The following is a 16,524-nucleotide window of genomic DNA, read 5'->3' on the forward strand; positions in this document are numbered from 1 at the left end:
CGCCATTCCCGGTGCCGGGAACTTCAGGCAGGCGCTGAGCCCGCCACGCGTGCCATCAAGGGACTGTCCCGGGCGGCCGATCCGACCCATTCGCTTAACGTCGGGTGGCCGGTCCGTGGCCCGGTCCGCTTTCACGCTTGAGAGGCAGCGGGTGGATCGGTTCAATCGCCCCCATGCCGGCCTCGGCTGCCACGGTGGTTCCCGGGCTTCGTGCGGGTTTGCGCACTGCCCTGTGGTATGATCGGTTGGATCGTACCTCGGGTGTGTTGCTCTGTGGGGCTCTTCTGTTTGCCCCCTGGGCTTTCGGGGGCACGCCCGCATGGGCCATCCACACTCTCAACGGCGTCGGTTACCTCCTGGGTGTACTGCTGGCGGTCAAGTGGAGCCTCCGACGCTTTTTTGTATACCAACCCGTGCGTTGGGATCGGGCCGGTTCGCCTGCCGATGAGGCCACCCGATGGGCTGGGGTTTGGGTGCGCGGTCTTGTTTGCCTGACCGTCCTGATTCTCCTCTATGCCGCCACGGCCGCGCTCAACGCGCGGGCTGATTATGATCCCGAGCTGGGCACGTTCCAATACCGGTCGGCGTACATTCCCTGGCTGCCGCACACGTACGATGCCAGTCGTTCGCGGCAAATGTTTGCCCGGGTGGTGGCGCTGGCCTGTTATTTTTGGGCGGCCCGGGACTGGTTGTTGGGCAAGACACCGGCCGACCGTAGCGCGTTGCATCGGTGGGATCCGGAGGGGCGGACCGGTCTGTGGTTGCCCCGGCGCCTGCAGCTGCTGCTGTGGCTCCTCAGTCTCAACGGGGCGTTTCTTGCTGTGGAAGCCCTGCTGCAGCGGGCCAGCGGGACCGACAAGTTGCTCTGGTTGGTGCGCCCCCGACTCAATGCAGTGGCAGAGGCCCAGCTCGGCCCTTTCAATTACCGTTCCAATGGCGCGCAGTATTTGAACCTGATCTGGCCGGTCACGCTGGGGCTCTGGTGGCGACTGCATCATCTGCGGCGGTTTGTGCGGCGGGCGGCCGGTGCGTCGCGACGCGGTTCGCCGGTGCATCATTTGCTGCTGCCGGCTGCGGGGATCATGGCAGCCACCAGCGTGTTTTCTCTCAGTCGGGGCGGTGCGGCGGTGGCCATCGGATCCATGGTGATGGTCCTGGTGATTTTTTGGGTGGGTTGGCGCGGCCGCCGTGTCCGCGTCCGGCTGGCCATGCTGGCCTTTGCGGGGGTGAGCGTGGCCCTGGGCCTGTGGCTGGGCGGCTCCACCCTGAGGCAACGTTTTGAGGCACTGGACGAGGGGCTGGCCCAGCGCGAGGCCATGTATGAAACTGCGCGTCGCATGGCGGCCGATTTCCCGTGGTTTGGCACCGGCCCGGGCACTCTCGGCCCCGTGTTTCAGCTGTACCGAAAAAGCACCGACGAATACTGGCCGGCCCAGCTGCACAACGATTGGCTTGAATTTCGCGTGACCTGGGGTCGGGTCGGGATGGGGCTGCTCCTCGGCGCTCTTGGGTGGGTTCTGCTGCGGTACGTGTTCCCCGGGGGGATCGTCACCAGTTGGCGACTGCCCCTGTTGTATGCATTAGCCCTGGGCGGTTGCCTGTTGCATGCCCGATGGGATTTCCCCCTGCAAATCTACTCGATTCAGCAGTTGGTGCTCCTGCACTGTGCGATTCTGACGCTTTTTTCCCATCCACGGGGGGCGAACTGAAGACCCGGGCCGGGGGGCGCAAGCTTCGGCGCGTTCAGCCCCCGGCATTCTGTGGTTCTTTGCTCGTGAAACGTGGGTATTTGGAGCCTCGCCCGGCGTGAAACCGCCTTCGCTCAGGCACCAGACCGGTTTTTGCATCCGTGCCAGAAATCTTTCCGGCTTTGATCCTGCGGAACTGGGTACCCCGCCGCTGGATCCGGATTCAAACTTGGCATGATTCTGGCTTCTCCGGAGCTGGAACGATGGAAGAGTGCCTATGACGTTGGGTTCGATGCCGATCAATTGGTTTGATCTGGCCGTGGTCACTGTCCTGCTTTTGGGCATCTGGCGCGGCCAGAAGAACGGCATGTCCGGGGAAGCGCTACCCCTGCTCAAATGGCTGGTTATCGTTTTGGTGGCTGCGCGGGTGTATGAACCGGTGGGCCAGTGGCTTTGGGCCAACAGCCCCTTTGGCCTTCTGACCTGCTATGTCCTCGGGTACCTGCTGGTTATTCTGGGGGTTACGGCATGTTTTTCGCTCTTGAAACGATGGCTCGGCGGCAAGTTGATCGGCAGTGACCTGTTTGGTCGGGGCGAATACTATCTGGGCATGGGCGCCGGCATGTTGCGGTTTGCGTGCATCCTGGTGGCCGGGTTGGCCCTTTTGAATGCCCGCATGTACACGGAGGCCGAGGTCCGTGCCATGCGGAAGTACCAGCAGGACGTTTACGGGAGCAACTTTTTCCCCACGCTGCCCATGGTCCAAAAGGAAGTGTTCGAGGCGTCGTTTCTGGGACCGCGCATTCGGACCTATTGCAGTACGTTATTGATCCGGCCCACGCCGCCCGGGGGCAAGGACCTGCGGCAGGCGCGACGTCAGCTGCCGGAATTCTGATCGCAAACAGCCCTCCCGGAGGGGGTCGGCCTTTCAGGGGAACGCGCGGCTGGCGTGGGCGATGCCGGTGCGAGGGGCGGGGTTTTCCACGGCTTGAGGAATTGCGTTCAGCAGTCGTGGGAAGGTCGGGCTCTCCGCGGACGGCTTTTCAGGCCCGGCCGTTCCCGGGTTGGTCGGGCCGGATGGCGAGGGACCTTCTTCAGGCGGCCCGGGTCAGGCAGGGTGACTTCTTTTGCGGGCCGGGTTGATGGTTGAGGAGGGCTTTCTTCAATGCGGCCAATACGCGGCGGCGCACGGACAGGGGTGTGCCGGGGATGCGCGCACCGGCGGCGGCGGGGTGTCCCCCGCCACCGAACTGTGCGGCCACCGCGCCCACGTCCACTTGATCGGACTTCGATCGCAAACTCACCCGCACCACGCCGGGCTCGTATTCCTCAAACAGGCAGGCCACAACCACGGGCTCGATCGCACGTAAATGATCAATCAATCCTTCGGTGTCGGCCGGGTTTGCTCCCGACCGCGCAATGTCGGCCCGCGAGATCCAGCAATAGGCGATCTGGTCGTTGGCTGTGAGCCGGAACCGGCTGTAGACGCGTTTGAGCAACCGGACGCGGGTGAGTGGGAAGCTTTGGTAGACCTCGTGGCAGATGCGTGCCAGGTTGGCGCCGCGGGCCACCAGTTCGCCCGCCACGTGGTAGGTGGAGGGCAGCGTGGTGGGGTATTGGAACGAACCGGTGTCGGTGGAAATGGCGGTGAACAGGCAGTCGGCAATTGGTGGCGTGATGGGCCAGCGCGCCGCGCGCAACAGGCGGTGGATCAACTCGCCGGTGGAGGGTTGCCTGGGCACCACCCAGTTGATGTCGCCGTACCGGGTGTTGCTGACGTGGTGATCAATGTTGATCAGGCACCGGCGTTCGGTGATTCCGGCCAGCACACCCGGTCCGAGCCGTTCCAGACTGGCGGAATCGGTGGCGACCACACAATCGAACGTTTCGCCCGGGTGCGGTTTCTGGATGCGACCCTCGGGGTCCAGGAAGCGGTACTTTTCCGGCACGGCATCCTCGTTCCAGCAGGTGACCTGCCTGCCCTGAGCTTCGAGGGCCAGGGCCAGGGCCAGTTGCGAGCCGATGCAGTCGCCGTCCGGCCGAACGTGACCGACCACACAAATGCGCTGTGCCTCCCGGAGCACCTCCAGGATGCGCGCCACGACACGCGGTACCGTTCTCACGGGTTGAGCTCGGTCCTGGGGGTTTCCTGCCCCCGCTCCAGTTCCTCCAAAATCTGGATGACCCGGGTGCCGCGGGCGATGGAATCGTCCACCACGAAACGAAGCACCGGCATGTATTTGAGCACCACCGAACGGGCCACCAAATCCTGGATGCGCCACCGCTGTTCCTGCAGGCGGCGCACACTCTGTTTTTGCTGTTCGGCAGTGCCCAGAATGCTCACGTACACCGTGGCATGTCGCAGGTCGCCCGACACCTCCACGTCGTTGACCGAGACCAGGCCGAGTTCCTCCACCGGAAACTCCCGGCGGATCACCGAGCCGATCTCGCGCTTCAGCAATTCCCGGATCCGTTCAACGCGATGTGAAGACATGGCGATCGTCTCTTTCCCGGGGGCGCCGATCCGGCTGCAACCGGGCGGACCGTCCACCCGCCGCCGGCGTTACAGGGTCTGCGCCACCTTCTCCACAGTATAGCACTCGAGGACATCGCCAACCTGGAAGTCGCCAAAGCCGTCGAGCCGAATGCCGCACTCCAGGCCCGCGCGCACTTCCGTGACCTCGTCCTGGAAGCGGCGGATGGACTGGATGTTGCCCTCGTAGATGATGTCCTTGCGCCGGCGAACGCGCACGCGTCCCCTGGTCATCCGCCCCTGCAACACCATGCAACCGGCCACGGGCGGGCCCTTGGACAACGGGAAGATTTGTTTCACCTCGGCGGTGCCCAGGACGACCTCGCGGGTGATCGGCTCCAACAAGCCCGCCATGGCTTCGCGCACCTGGTCGATCAACTCGTAGATGATCGAGTACAGCTTGATCTGCACCCCCTCGCGTTTGGCCAGTTCCTGCGCACCCGTGTCCACCCGGGTATGGAACCCGATCACCACCGCATTGGAGGCCGAGGCCAACAGGATATCCGATTCGGTGATCGTGCCCACCGCGCTGTGGATGATCTCCAGTTTCACCTTCTCGGAATCGATCTTCTTGAGAGCATCCACGATGGCCTCGACGGAGCCCTGGGTGTCGGCTTTCACCACCACCTTGAGGACCTTGGCCTGCTGGGCGTCCAGGACCTGGAACAGGTTTTCCAGGGTGACCTTGGCGCGTGTCTCGGCGGCCCGGGTCCGGAGGGCTTCCTGCCGTTGCTCTGCGATCTCGCGCGCTTTTCGCTCGTCTTCCACGACGGTAAACTCGGAGCCGGGCTCGGGCACGCCGTTCAGACCCAGTACCTTCACCGCCACCGAGGGACCCGCCTCCTTGAGCCGCTCGCCATCTTCGTTGATCAGGGCACGCACCTTGCCGTAATACGGCCCGCACAGCAGGGCATCCCCCACGCGCAATGTGCCTTTGCGGACCAGGGCCGTGACCGTCGGTCCGCCCGGGGAAATCCCCGATTCGATGATGTTCCCCACGGCGGGCCGGTTCGGATTGGCCTTCAATTCCAGAAGATCGGCCTGCAGCAGGATCATTTCCAGGAGTTTGTCCACGCCCTTCTTCGTCAGGGCGGATAGCTCCACGAAAATGGTGTCGCCACCCCAGTCGTCCGGGATCAACCCCTGCTCCTGCAACTGCTGTCGGACCTTCAGGGGGTTGGCCGCCGGGTGATCCATCTTGTTGATCGCCACGATGATGGGGACGCCGGCCGCCCGCGCATGGTTGAGGGCCTCAATGGTCTGCGGCATGACGCCGTCGTCGGCCGCCACCACCAGGACCACGATATCCGTGACGTTGGCGCCCCGGGCGCGCATGGCGCTGAAGGCCGCGTGCCCCGGGGTGTCCAGGAAGGTGATCTGCGCCAGTTCACCCTTTCGTTCGGGATGCGGGAAGGAGATGGTGTAGGCGCCGATGTGCTGGGTGATGCCGCCCACCTCCTTGGCGGCCACATTGGATTTGCGGATGGCGTCCAGCAGCGTGGTTTTGCCGTGGTCCACATGTCCCATTACGGTCACCACGGGCGGCCTGGGCCGCAGATCCTCGGGCCGGTCGGTGGGATCCAACTCCGCCTTCTTGCGCGGCGGAGCTGCGGGTACTTGGGCGTGCCGTTCCCGCTTCTCCAGTTCGAAACGGTAGCCGTACTTGGCGCAGATCGCCCGGGCGCAGTCGGGGTCCATCGTCTGGTTCACGTTGGCGAACACGCCCAGGTCCATCAGATCGGCGATGATCTTGAAGGCTTTCTGGTTCAGTTTTTCCGCCAGCGCACGGACGGTGATGGGCGGTTTGAGGGAGATCACCGGCGCATTGGGCGGGACTTCGACCTTCGTCAGGCGGCTTGCCGGCGTGGTTTTGGGCTGGGCCTGAACGGTGGTCTTGTCGTCGCGCGCGGCCGGAGCCACCACGCGAATCGTGGCCGTGGGGGCCGGTTTTTCCGGGCCCCTGGCGGCAGGGGCTACGGCGGGCCGAACCGGAGTCGCTTTGCCCGGCTGGGGCTTAACAGGCTGGGGTTGGCCCTTGGGTGGCGCGGTCGGGGCGGGTTTGGCTGGCGCCTGGGGAGGTTTGGGACCGGTCTTCGACTGCGGCCGCGGAGGCAGGGGAATGAAGCCGATTTTGTCACCCACCTTGGGCTTGGGCGGCGCGGGTGGAGTTTGGGGTGGAGGAGGGGCTGAAGGAGCGGGAGCCGTTGAGGCTGCCGGGGGTGGAGCCTGCGGCGGCGCGGAGGGTTTTGCGGTGACTTGTTGAACCGGCGTGGCCGGGGCGGGCGTTGCCGGGGCTGACACGGCTCCCTCCGGTTGCGGAGCGGACGGGCCCGGCTGCGTCTCCACCTGAGGAGATGGTGGAACGGTGGGCGCGGTCGTGGTGGGGACGGGTGCTGGCTCTGCTACAGTTTGCTCTGGGGCGCGGGCTTCTGCGCTGACGGCCTCGCCGGATGCCGGGCTGGTGGGCTCGGCCCCGGGTTTGGTGGATTCGGGGGCGGTTCCGGAGGGGACAACGGAGGCTTCTTGTGCCACCGCGGGCGTGGCCGCCGGTGCAGGTTGTTCGGGTATCTGAGCAGTGGCCGGCGGTGCGGCGGGGACTTGGGCCACCGGCTCCGTTGAAGGGGCTACTTCTTGAGGGGCAGGTACGGGCTCGGCTGGGGGGGCCGTCGTCACTGGTTCCGCTGTCGGAGGACTGGCGGGCTGGGCTACGGTGGGCTCTTCGGCGGGAGTGGCGGCCGGTCCGGATGTTGCTTCTTTTTCTGTGGGCGCCGTTAGTTCTTCCGGCCGGGCCTCCACGGCCGGTGGTTCTTCCACGGCTGTTGCGGCTGCCGCCGCGGCTCGCGCGGCCGCCTCCGCCTCGGCCAGCTGGCGTGCGGCGATGCGATCGGCAAAAATCTTCCGCAGCTCCGACTCGAAATACTCTGCCGTAATTTTGTCGAGCGTGCTGCTGGCGGCGCGGACCCCGGTCAAACCCAGTTCCTTGGCTTTCGCCAGGACTTCCTTGTTGTCCAGACCGAGCCGCCGCGAGATCTCGTAAATGCGAACGGGCATAAAATCCTAATTCATCCGGGTGCCGGCCTCCACGGCCTCGAGGTAAGTAGCCTAGCAAACCGCGACAGGCCGGCCAACCTCAAAGCGGCTCAGGATCACGTCCCCGCCGCACCTCCGGGCTGGGCATTTTGCCCCAGGGGAATGGTCCGCCGCTGGGCTTCGGCTCGCGCCGCTTCCAGGATGGCGGCCGCCTGATCGGCAAGCTCCGGAATTTCCTGCAGGTCGCTTTCTTCCACCTGCAACAGATCCTCCAATCGGGTCAGACCGTGATGGACCAGAATGTCCGCCTGTTCCCGGCTGATGCCGGGGATGGCCGCCAGGGCCTCCACCGCTTCGGCCACCTTTTCCTCGAATCCCTTCACCACGGTGGCCTCCGCTTCGATATCCACCTGCCAGCCGGTGAGTTTGGCCGTCAGGCGTGCGTTTTGGCCACGCTTTCCGATGGCCAGGGAAAGCTGGTCCTCGGTGGTGATGACCTTGATCCGGCGCCGGGCTTCATCCACTTCGAATGCCTTGATTTTGGCCGGGGCCAGGGCATTGGCCACGAACACGCGGATATCCGGCGACCAGCGAATGACGTCCACCCGCTCGTTGTTCAACTCCCGGACGATGTTTTTGACCCTTTGCCCGCGCAAACCCACGCACGCACCCACGGGATCCACTTTTTCGTCCCGGCTGTGGACCGCCAGCTTCGTACGGTAACCGGGTTCGCGGGCAATCCCCTTGATCTCGACCGTGCGGTCGCGGATCTCGGAAACCTCCAGCTCGAACAGCTTCACCACAAACCGCGGATCCGCCCGGGACAGAATGATCTCCGGCCCTTGCGGCCCCTGTTCCACCGCCTTGACAAACGCCCGGATATGGTCGCCCACCTGATACTCTTCGGTGGGTACGCGCTCTCGATTCGGCAGTACCGCCTCATACCGCCCCAGATCCAGGATCACGTCCGAGCGCTCAAACCGCCGCACGGTCCCGCTGACGATGTCTCCCACGCGATCCTTGAACTCGGCGTAAATCTGTTCCTTCTCGATCTTGCGAATGTTCTGCAGGATCCACTGCTTGGCGTATTGGGCGGCAATCCGGCCGAAATCCGTCGGTGTCACCTCCACTTCCACCTCGTCCCCCACCTGGGCGCCGGGTTTGAGTTTCTGCGCCTCCGCCAGCGAGATCTGGTCGTGCTTGGAGGCCACCCGCTGTGCCACGATCAATCGCGCGTAAGCGCGGATTTCTCCGGACTTGGGATCGATCTCCACCCGCAATTGCCGTGCCGGCCCGACCGCCTTCTTGGCAGCAGACAACAGCGTATCATGCACCACCGCGAGCATGCGCTCGCGGCTGATGCCCTTCTCACGCTCGAAGTAATCCAGCAACGCCAGCAAATCTGCATTCATATCGCACCTCTCCGGCGGTCAGCCGCACCCGGAGAATAAAAAAGTCGGCAGATGCGAATCTTCCGACTTCCACCTGCTGGTAATCCAGCACGCTGTTGACCGCGGTTTTAATCTAGGCCGTGCCCATGGCCAGCGTCAAGGCCGCCGTCCCAACATTCTGAGACATTCTGTCCCGCGGCGGCCCGGTTGCGGCTCCAAAGCGATCCAAACCGGGCCCGGCCAGGACCGGCACGTGAAGTCCGGCAGGCAAATCCAGGTCGGCGACCGCGGCTTTGAACCCGGCCGCCTCTTCTCCACCACCCGGCGGCATTCCCGGGCCTGCCTCCGTTTGTTTGACGAAGGGCAGGACATCGCGGAAATTGGGCTCGGAGACCGGCACCATGAAGGTCTGGCAATCCATTCTCTGGCTCGGGGCGACACTCTGGCTGGCCGCAGCTCCGGTTTCTGCCGCTGAACCGGATGCGGGCAAGCTTGGGAGCGGGGTCCCCGACGTCCCCACCAACAGCCCAGGCGCGTCTGCGGTGGTGCCGGGCCGGTTCCAACTCGACGGCGGCAGCGCCGCGTCCGGATTGTCCGAGGTGCTGGTCAACCGCCTTGTCCGGGAGCTCCGGCCCGAAGATCTGGACCGTCCGCGTCCCCCGAATGAGCTGACCGTGGGTCGCAGGACCTACAGCGGGATTCTGGTGCAGGCCCTGCGGTCGGCAAACCCGTTGGAGCTCTTGAATCCTTGGGCCCCCGAATCGGCGGGGTCGGGTGAACAAAACCTGGTCCGCGACCCGGCAACCGGCAAACCTGCCGGACTCAAACTGATCGCGCTTACTTTCTGAAGGCCTGGTAGACCTTCATACCGAACGTGGCCGGCCTTGTTGCCGATTCCCGTCAGCCAGGTCCCCGGCGGCAATCGTCGCGCCTCTAGGTCCCGGTTTCGGCTACCGGTGCAGCAAAAGCCGATAAAACTCCGCCGGCCGGTTCGGGAGGATCGACAGCAACCAGTTCGTGGCCGGGCTGCCAGCCGCCAGCGTTCCGACCGGTTCCCAATCCACGAGGTTTGTGGAGACCTGCAGGGTCGCGGCGACCGGAAGTTGAGGCAACCGGACCTGCCATGCGTTGTCTCCAACGCGAGGGAGCACTTCCAGCGCTGGCCGACCATACACGTTCAGTCGCGCCGGCGCACTTGTTACAGTGCCGGTGACGTTCGACGCCACAAGCGAGTAGTCGCCTGCGTCCGACAGGCCCACCCGGTCGAGGTACAAAACGTTTTGCGTCGCTCCGGCAATCGGCACGCCATTGAACAACCACTGGTACGCGATCGGTTCCGTGCCCACGGCGCTCAAACGGAATCCGGCGGACTCACCCTCAAACCTCACCAGGTCCTGCGGCTGTCCCAAAAACTGCGGTGGGATGGCGTGCAGTCGGACAATTTCCATCTCAAACCACGCGTCATCCGTCGTGTTTGCCAGCAGATTCGTGACGAACCGTCGGACGCCCAGTTGATAAATGGCGGTGCGTTCGGCTGGTGAAAGCGCGCGAGGGAACAGGAACAGGTCATCCACCGCAAAGCCCCCCGCGCCGGTTTCCAGGCGTAGCGCTCTCAGCGGCTGACTGCCGGCCGGGGGCGCCTGCGCTGGCAGGGCGTACACGGGGCCGTTGTCCATCTGGATGCAGGCGTTGGTGCCGTCGTACCACGCGATCACCAACCGCCACTGACCGGCGCGCATTCCGGGCGTTTGATCTTGGACCTCCACCGAGCCGAGTTGGAACCGGTAGCGATTCACCGTCGGGCCGGTGTAGTAAAGCCGGAACTCACCCGGCTTTTCGATGGCCGTGCTGGTGGCGCTCGGGACGGTCCCCTGCTGCCACTGGAACCATCCGCCCACCGTGAAGGGCCGGTCGGTTGCGAAGCCGGGCACTTCGGTCATCTCCAGCCAGCTCGTGGGCGAGGCCGCGTTGGAGGCACACCCAATCCATCGCCCCACACCGGCGACCACGCCGGTGCCCACGGCCTCCCACGCAAGCCCACCCTCCAACCGGTCCCACGGCGGTTGCGGCTCGTCGAAGGGCCAAATGCCCACCGGACCCAGGGGCTCCACATACTGATGCAGTTGCACCGCCAGCCGGTTCGTCCCTGGACGCAGGGTTTCGGCAGGTAGATCGAACACGGTTTCCAGCGGCGGGCCGTCCACGTGAACGCGAGCCGACCGCCCATAGGGGACCTCCCCCTCGCCCATGTTCAATCGCAGGATCTCCTGCCCGTTCAGGTAGACCACGGCAGCGTCATCGCATCGCAACCGGGCCTGCAGACGTCCCGTGGGGTCCTCCAAGGCCAGGTCGGTGAAAAAGTAGACCGTGGGCGGGACCGAACCTTCCCCGGTGGCCAGCGGGGTTGCGACGCCGGGCAGGGCGGCCCCGAACGGCGCCCGCCCGGACTGCCATGCCGCATTGGTGGCCGGGTCCAGCCACCATCCGGTCGTCAGGGCCACGCCCCGGTTGTCGTAGTACCAGATCCCGTTGGTGGGCAGAACCGTGGATGAGCTCAAGTCCCCGTACACTGCCACCTGCACCGGGGCGCTTGTCACCGAGCCGGCCGGGTTGCTCACCACGACCCGGTATTGTCCCCGCACATCCGCCACGGTGTTGCTGCGCAAGAAGGTGGGTCCTGCGGGACCATCGCTGTTCACGGGCTGATCGTCCTTGAACCATTGGTATTCCAGCGGCTCACGTCCCACCGCCACCACCGTCAGGACCAGGGGATTGCCGAGTCTCACGGCGCGCGGTTCCGGTGGCCTGACAATTTCCGGTGCCTCGGCCCACAGCCCTCGGATTCGGGCGACCCGGCTTGGGATCCGGCCCCAGGAGTTGCTGGCCACCACCACGTAATCACCCACGGTCGTCGGCCCGGCCCCGCGAATCCGCAATCGCCCCTCCTCCGTGACCGCCTCCAGTTGCCCGTCTCTGTACCAGAAATAAATGGGCGGGGGCCAGCCGATGGCCTCGCACCGTAATACAAGGTTTTCACCCGGCGCCACGGCCCGGGAAACCGGTTCCTCCACCCAGAACAGTTCGGCAGGTCCGAGGGCTTCGATGGCCGAGGCCAGCGCCCGGCGGGCCGCGTACAGGTTTTGCGGGTCGCCCAACGCATTGTTCAGGGACGGCGCCACCGCCAGAGCCTCGGCCCGCACTGCCTCTGCTGCACGTACCGCCGGATGGTCGGGTCCCCAGCGCAATGCCGCTCGTCCCGCCAGCTCGCGCAACAGCCAGAAGTATTCGCGGTCCTCCAACCCTTCCCGGACCAGCTCCCACCGGATCGAATCAATGGGCCCTGCCACCACCGGTTCGGTGGGCGGTTCCCGCACCGGCGGATAGAGGAGCACTCCGTCGCCGTTGCCCATGGGTTGGCCCAGTTCGTTGGTCACCGTGGTTTGGGTCCATGGGTTGATCGGTTGGAATTGGCGGTCCAGGTACCAGTTCACGTCCCAATAGAGGTCACCCTGAAGCCCGTAGCGTTCGGCCAGCCAGAATCGCACCCGGTGCGATATCGCCGGATGATCAATGAAATAATTCGGCCCGGGCCACTTGGGATACGTGGCCACGTACCACCACACTTCCTCGCCCGCCGCCGTGCGGTCGAACCACCGTTCCGCCGTGTTGTTAAACACGCTGACCACAGCCATGGGAACCCACACGTCCACCAGCCCGTACAGCTCGGGCAACGGCTCCCGGGTCAGCAGACGCCGCAAATCCGGCGCCGCGTACAGGTGCGCGTGCATCCCGTCCCGGACCACCGGGATCAAATCGTTCGCAGGTTCGTCGATCCAATACGCGCATGCCTTTTCCATCCACCCCTTTTGCCGGAGATGGGAGGAGATCCCGGACAACAACAGGGTGAACAGCGAGTTGTACTGGGGCGTGAATCGGGAGAACCCAAACAGGGTCCACGGCTCGTCCATGAAAACGAATGTGTTGAAGCCGAACTCGTCCAGGTAGCGTGACAAGGCCTCGTCAAAGGCGCCGAAGTTGTAAACAAACCCGCCCACGCCCCATTCCCATCTCAGGGGTGCATACCGCTGGGGCCATTGGGGCGAGACACGGTGCCGACGAAAGTTTTCCATGTACAGGTCCCAGACCTCGGCCTGCTGGGCGTCTGTCAGCGGCCCGTGCCACCGCATGGGGATCGCCACGTCGTACAACGTGCGGGTATGGGTCAAATCCGGCAGGGTGAAATCGAACACCCGAAGTCGCACCGGAACGACCCACGGGGCCGTCCATGCCGGTGTCTCCACCAGTACCCGGCCTTCATACTCGCCGGCCGGCTGTGTCTTTGGCACGTGCACGGTGATCCAGAACGGCTGGTGTTGTTCGGGTCCCAGTTCGAGTCCGGTCGGCACAGGCGGCAACGGGTCCGGGTACCATCCGGGCGAGCCGCCCGCGTCCGTGGGCAGTTGCACCGGCACGTAATCCACCAACCGCACCTCGATATTCGTGGCTGCCAATACCGCCCGGCCGTCGCTGCGGACCCAGTCCTCCACCCGGATCACCACGTTCGTCAGCGGTTCGAAGGGATACAGCACCAGTTGAAACGGCTCATACTCGTTGCGGGCGGCTTCGATCCACACCGCATTCGTGGTGGTTGCCGGCAGGGCACGCTGGCGCCCCACCTTGTATGTGGCCTCGCACCACCACACCGCACAGGCCGGAGGGCTCGGGAGCCGATGGCCAAACGAGTTATCCTCGATCGGCGAAATCCCCCGCAACAACGAGAGCCCTGCCGAAGACAACCAAAACACCGTCCCCAACCACCGTCGCATCCACCTGCCCTGGCTCATCCTGGCCCCGAAGTTACAAGGGCGAACGCGCCCGGACAAGACCCGTCAGCCGGGCCTGTTCGCCCCTCGGCCTCTCTTCGATCCGAACCGCGCTCAGAGTCCGCGGCCCGCTTGCGAAAAACATTGCAACACCAGGATCCCGGACAGGATCAAAAACAGCCCTCCAAACGCTGCCAGGTCCAGCCGTTGACCAAACAAAAACCAACTGGCCACCACGATCAGGGCCAAACCCGCGCCCGACCAGATCGCATACACCACCCCCACCGGTATGCTGCGCAACGAAACCGACAGGAAGTAAAAAGCCGCGCCGTAACCCAGTACCACCACCACCGAGGGTGCCCACCGGGTGAAACCCTCCGACGCCTTCAGCGCCAGGGTCCCGATGACCTCGGACAGAATTGCGATCCATAATGCCACCCAGGGATTCATAAGAATGCTCACACCGACACTGCGGGCCCCATCCGAAACGGCCTCCACATCGAGATTGACCTTCGTCACTGACAATCCCATGCGCCGGCGCGGGACGTGGCTGCAACAGGCCACCAATTTGGCACGCGTCTCCGCCCGACTCCAGCCCTACCCGCTGCATTTGCCGGTTTTCAACCGATTCCGGTCGTGGCGCCGGTTGCCGGCCTGTTTCGGGCCCGACCTCATGGCTCCGGCCTTGCCGCCGTCCTCCGCTGCAGCCCGGTACCCGGCCCGCCCACGTTGACGTCCTGCACGGACCGGACTAGCTTCGCTCGATGCCTGGAACGATTGTCGAACCAACCGAGAGGGTTCGCCCGGCACCGACGGTCCCTGCCTGCGACCCGGTGCAACGGGAACCATTGACACGCGAAATCCTTGAGCTGAAACGTCGGCTCAACGCGGTCATTCTGGCGCACAATTACCAGGTGCCCGAAATCCAGGACCTTGCCGACTTTGTGGGCGACTCACTCGGTCTATCCCAGCAGGCCGCGCGGACCCGGGCCGACGTGATCGTGTTTTGCGGCGTGCGGTTCATGGCGGAAACCGCCAAGATTTTGAACCCCGACAAGCTGGTGATCCTTCCGGACATGGATGCGGGTTGTTCTCTGGAGGAGAGCTGTCCGGCCGACCAACTGGCCGCCCTCCAACGGACCAACCCCAACTTCTACACGATCGCCTACATCAATTGCAGCGCGGCCGTCAAAGCCCTCAGCGACGTCATCTGCACCAGCGGCAACGCCGAAAAAATCGTGCGTGCCGCCCCTGCGGATCGCGACCTTTTGTTCGTGCCGGACGAAAATCTGGGGCAATGGGTCATGGAACGGACCGGCCGCCCCATGACGCTCTGGCGGGGGAACTGCTATGCGCACGTCGAATTCCGCCGGGAAAGCCTGCTCCGTCTCAAAGCCCGTCATCCCCGGGCACGGGTGGTGGTCCATCCCGAATCCCTGCGCGAGGTCCGAGACCTGGCCGATGTGATCTGCTCCACGGAGCAGATGATTCACTGGTGCAAAGCCAGCCCCGACCGCGAATTCATCATCGTCACGGAGTCGGGCATCCTGCACCGCCTCCGAAAAGAATGTCCGGACAAAGTCTTCCATTGCGCCCCGGCCTTCGACGTCAACCGCATGCCCTCGGACGCCTGCCGGTGCAGCGAATGCAAGTACATGAAACTGAACACGCTGGAGAAACTCCGCGATTGCATGCGCCGGTTGTATCCGCGGATTGAACTGCCCCGGGACCTGATTGAACGGGCGCGCAAGCCCATCGAGCGGATGCTCGAGATCACCGCCCGCAATTGAAGGGTCGGTTGCCCGACGTCGCTGTCGTTGACGTCTTGCGCCTCACGCCGCCCGGGTTTACAAGAACTTCGGCCGGCGTGCGCCGGCCCGATCCCATGGCCCGCTCGCTGAGAACCAGTCCGGCCCAGCGCCTGCAACTCGAACAACAACTCCGGGCAGCAGGCTGCCGGACCATTGCCGGTGTGGACGAGGCGGGGCGCGGGCCCCTGGCCGGCCCCGTGGTTGCCGCTGCGGTCATCCTGCCCGAATCCTGGATCGCCCGGGGCTGTGTTGAGCCGGGTTTTGAAGATCTGGACGATTCCAAACGGCTCACCGCGGCCACACGCGAAACCCTTTACGAACGCCTCGTGGCCCATCCCCAAATCCACTTTGCCATTGCCCGGGCCGAGGCGACCGAAATCGATCAGCTCAACATCCTGCAGGCCACCCACCTGGCCATGCGCCGCGCCCTGGATGCCCTCGGGGCACCACCCGACCATGTCCTGGTGGACGGCCGGTCCGTTCCCCATTTGGCCGTACCCGCCACCGCCGTCATCCGCGGTGATGCCCTCAGCCTCAGCATCGCCGCCGCCAGCATCCTGGCCAAGGTGACCCGCGACCGTTTCATGCACGAGTTGGACCGTCAGTACCCCGGCTACGGGTTTGCGATGCACAAGGGCTACCCCACACCGCAACACCTCGCAGCCCTGGCCCAACTCGGGCCCACACCCGTCCACCGACGTTCCTTTGCCCCCGTCCGTGCCGTCCAATTGCACTTGTGGCGATGAAAACCTTCCTCTTCTGGTGGTTGCATTGGCGCAAAACCGGGCAGGCCCCTTCCAACACAGCCTTGCACCTGCAGCGGGGCGCCCTTGGCGAACGGGCTGCCCGACGTCACCTCGAGAAGGCCGGGCTCCGGTTCCTTACCGCCAATTACCGGACACCGCGCGGCGAATTGGACCTTGTCTTCCGTGACGGCGACTGCCTCGTGTTCGTTGAGGTCAAAACCCGTTCTTCCGAGGAATGGGGCCGACCGGCTGCCGCGGTGGACACGCGGCGACAGCGACGCCTTTCCCGGGCCGCGCTCTGGTACCTGCGCCGCATCGGTCAACCCCGGGTCAAAGTCCGGTTCGACATTGTGGAGGTCCTTCTGGAGCACGATCAGGTCCGCCAGATCCGCCACCTGCCCAATGCCTTTCCACTGGCCGCTCCCTGGCGTTACGGCTGACGGGGCCACGGTCGCCAACGCCGCTCAAGAACCGGCCGACCAACCGCCCGGATCGTGCGGGG

Annotated in this window: 12 protein-coding genes; 6 read left to right on the forward strand and 6 right to left on the reverse strand. The window is 64.8% G+C overall.

Going from position 1 to position 16,524, the window contains the following annotated elements; genetic code table 11:
- The first annotated feature begins 173 nt into the window (after positions 1-173).
- Complete coding sequence (locus G4L39_RS08770; RefSeq protein WP_165107525.1) at positions 174-1,709, forward strand: O-antigen ligase family protein; 1,536 nt, start codon at positions 174-176, stop codon at positions 1,707-1,709.
- 271 nt (positions 1,710-1,980) lie between these two features.
- On the forward strand, positions 1,981-2,583 hold the full coding sequence (locus tag G4L39_RS08775) for a CvpA family protein (protein ID WP_205880891.1): 603 nt from the start codon (positions 1,981-1,983) through the stop codon (positions 2,581-2,583).
- A 199-nt stretch (positions 2,584-2,782) separates the two neighbouring features.
- On the opposite strand, the gene G4L39_RS08780 is transcribed toward G4L39_RS08775, so the two are convergent.
- The 4 genes from G4L39_RS08780 to nusA all read right to left on the reverse strand — a co-directional run bounded on the left by G4L39_RS08780 (position 2,783) and on the right by nusA (position 8,663).
- Positions 2,783-3,811, reverse strand: a complete 1,029-nt coding sequence (locus G4L39_RS08780) for a DHHA1 domain-containing protein (RefSeq protein WP_165107528.1) — start codon at positions 3,809-3,811, stop codon at positions 2,783-2,785.
- A complete protein-coding gene (gene rbfA, locus G4L39_RS08785) occupies positions 3,808-4,182 on the reverse strand; it encodes a 30S ribosome-binding factor RbfA (protein WP_165107530.1) in 375 nt (124 codons plus the stop codon). The genes G4L39_RS08780 and rbfA overlap by 4 nt, the downstream gene beginning before the upstream one ends.
- Positions 4,183-4,251: 69 nt before the next feature.
- A complete protein-coding gene (gene infB / locus G4L39_RS15795) occupies positions 4,252-6,144 on the reverse strand; it encodes a translation initiation factor IF-2 (protein WP_343203323.1) in 1,893 nt (630 codons plus the stop codon).
- Positions 6,145-7,367: 1,223 nt separating this feature from the next.
- On the reverse strand, positions 7,368-8,663 hold the full coding sequence (gene nusA / locus G4L39_RS08795) for a transcription termination factor NusA (RefSeq protein ID WP_165107532.1): 1,296 nt from the start codon (positions 8,661-8,663) through the stop codon (positions 7,368-7,370).
- A gap of 380 nt (positions 8,664-9,043) precedes the next feature.
- On the opposite strand from nusA, the gene G4L39_RS08800 reads away from it, so the two are divergent.
- On the forward strand, positions 9,044-9,490 hold the full coding sequence (locus tag G4L39_RS08800; protein WP_165107542.1) for a hypothetical protein: 447 nt from the start codon (positions 9,044-9,046) through the stop codon (positions 9,488-9,490).
- Positions 9,491-9,592: 102 nt separating this feature from the next.
- Here G4L39_RS08800 and G4L39_RS08805 read toward each other — a convergent pair whose 3' ends face one another.
- A complete protein-coding gene (locus G4L39_RS08805; RefSeq protein WP_165107544.1) occupies positions 9,593-13,468 on the reverse strand; it encodes an immunoglobulin domain-containing protein in 3,876 nt (1,291 codons plus the stop codon).
- Between the two features lie 111 nt (positions 13,469-13,579).
- A complete protein-coding gene (locus tag G4L39_RS08810) occupies positions 13,580-13,915 on the reverse strand; it encodes a DMT family transporter (protein WP_165107698.1) in 336 nt (111 codons plus the stop codon).
- A 383-nt stretch (positions 13,916-14,298) separates the two neighbouring features.
- Here G4L39_RS08810 and nadA point away from each other — a divergent pair, with 383 nt between their 5' ends.
- The 3 genes from nadA (at position 14,299) to G4L39_RS08825 (ending at position 16,462) form a co-directional block, all read left to right on the forward strand.
- Entirely contained in the window at positions 14,299-15,255 is a 957-nt protein-coding gene (gene nadA, locus G4L39_RS08815) for a quinolinate synthase NadA (protein WP_343203324.1), read from the forward strand.
- A 95-nt stretch (positions 15,256-15,350) separates the two neighbouring features.
- Complete coding sequence (locus tag G4L39_RS08820; RefSeq protein WP_165107547.1) at positions 15,351-16,022, forward strand: ribonuclease HII; 672 nt, start codon at positions 15,351-15,353, stop codon at positions 16,020-16,022.
- Positions 16,019-16,462: a YraN family protein gene (locus G4L39_RS08825; protein ID WP_165107548.1), complete on the forward strand. Its 444-nt coding sequence runs from the start codon at positions 16,019-16,021 to the stop codon at positions 16,460-16,462. The genes G4L39_RS08820 and G4L39_RS08825 overlap by 4 nt, the downstream gene beginning before the upstream one ends.
- Positions 16,463-16,524: the final 62 nt, after the last annotated feature.

The sequence above is a fragment of the Limisphaera ngatamarikiensis genome, from assembly GCF_011044775.1.
GTDB lineage: Bacteria > Verrucomicrobiota > Verrucomicrobiia > Limisphaerales > Limisphaeraceae > Limisphaera > Limisphaera ngatamarikiensis.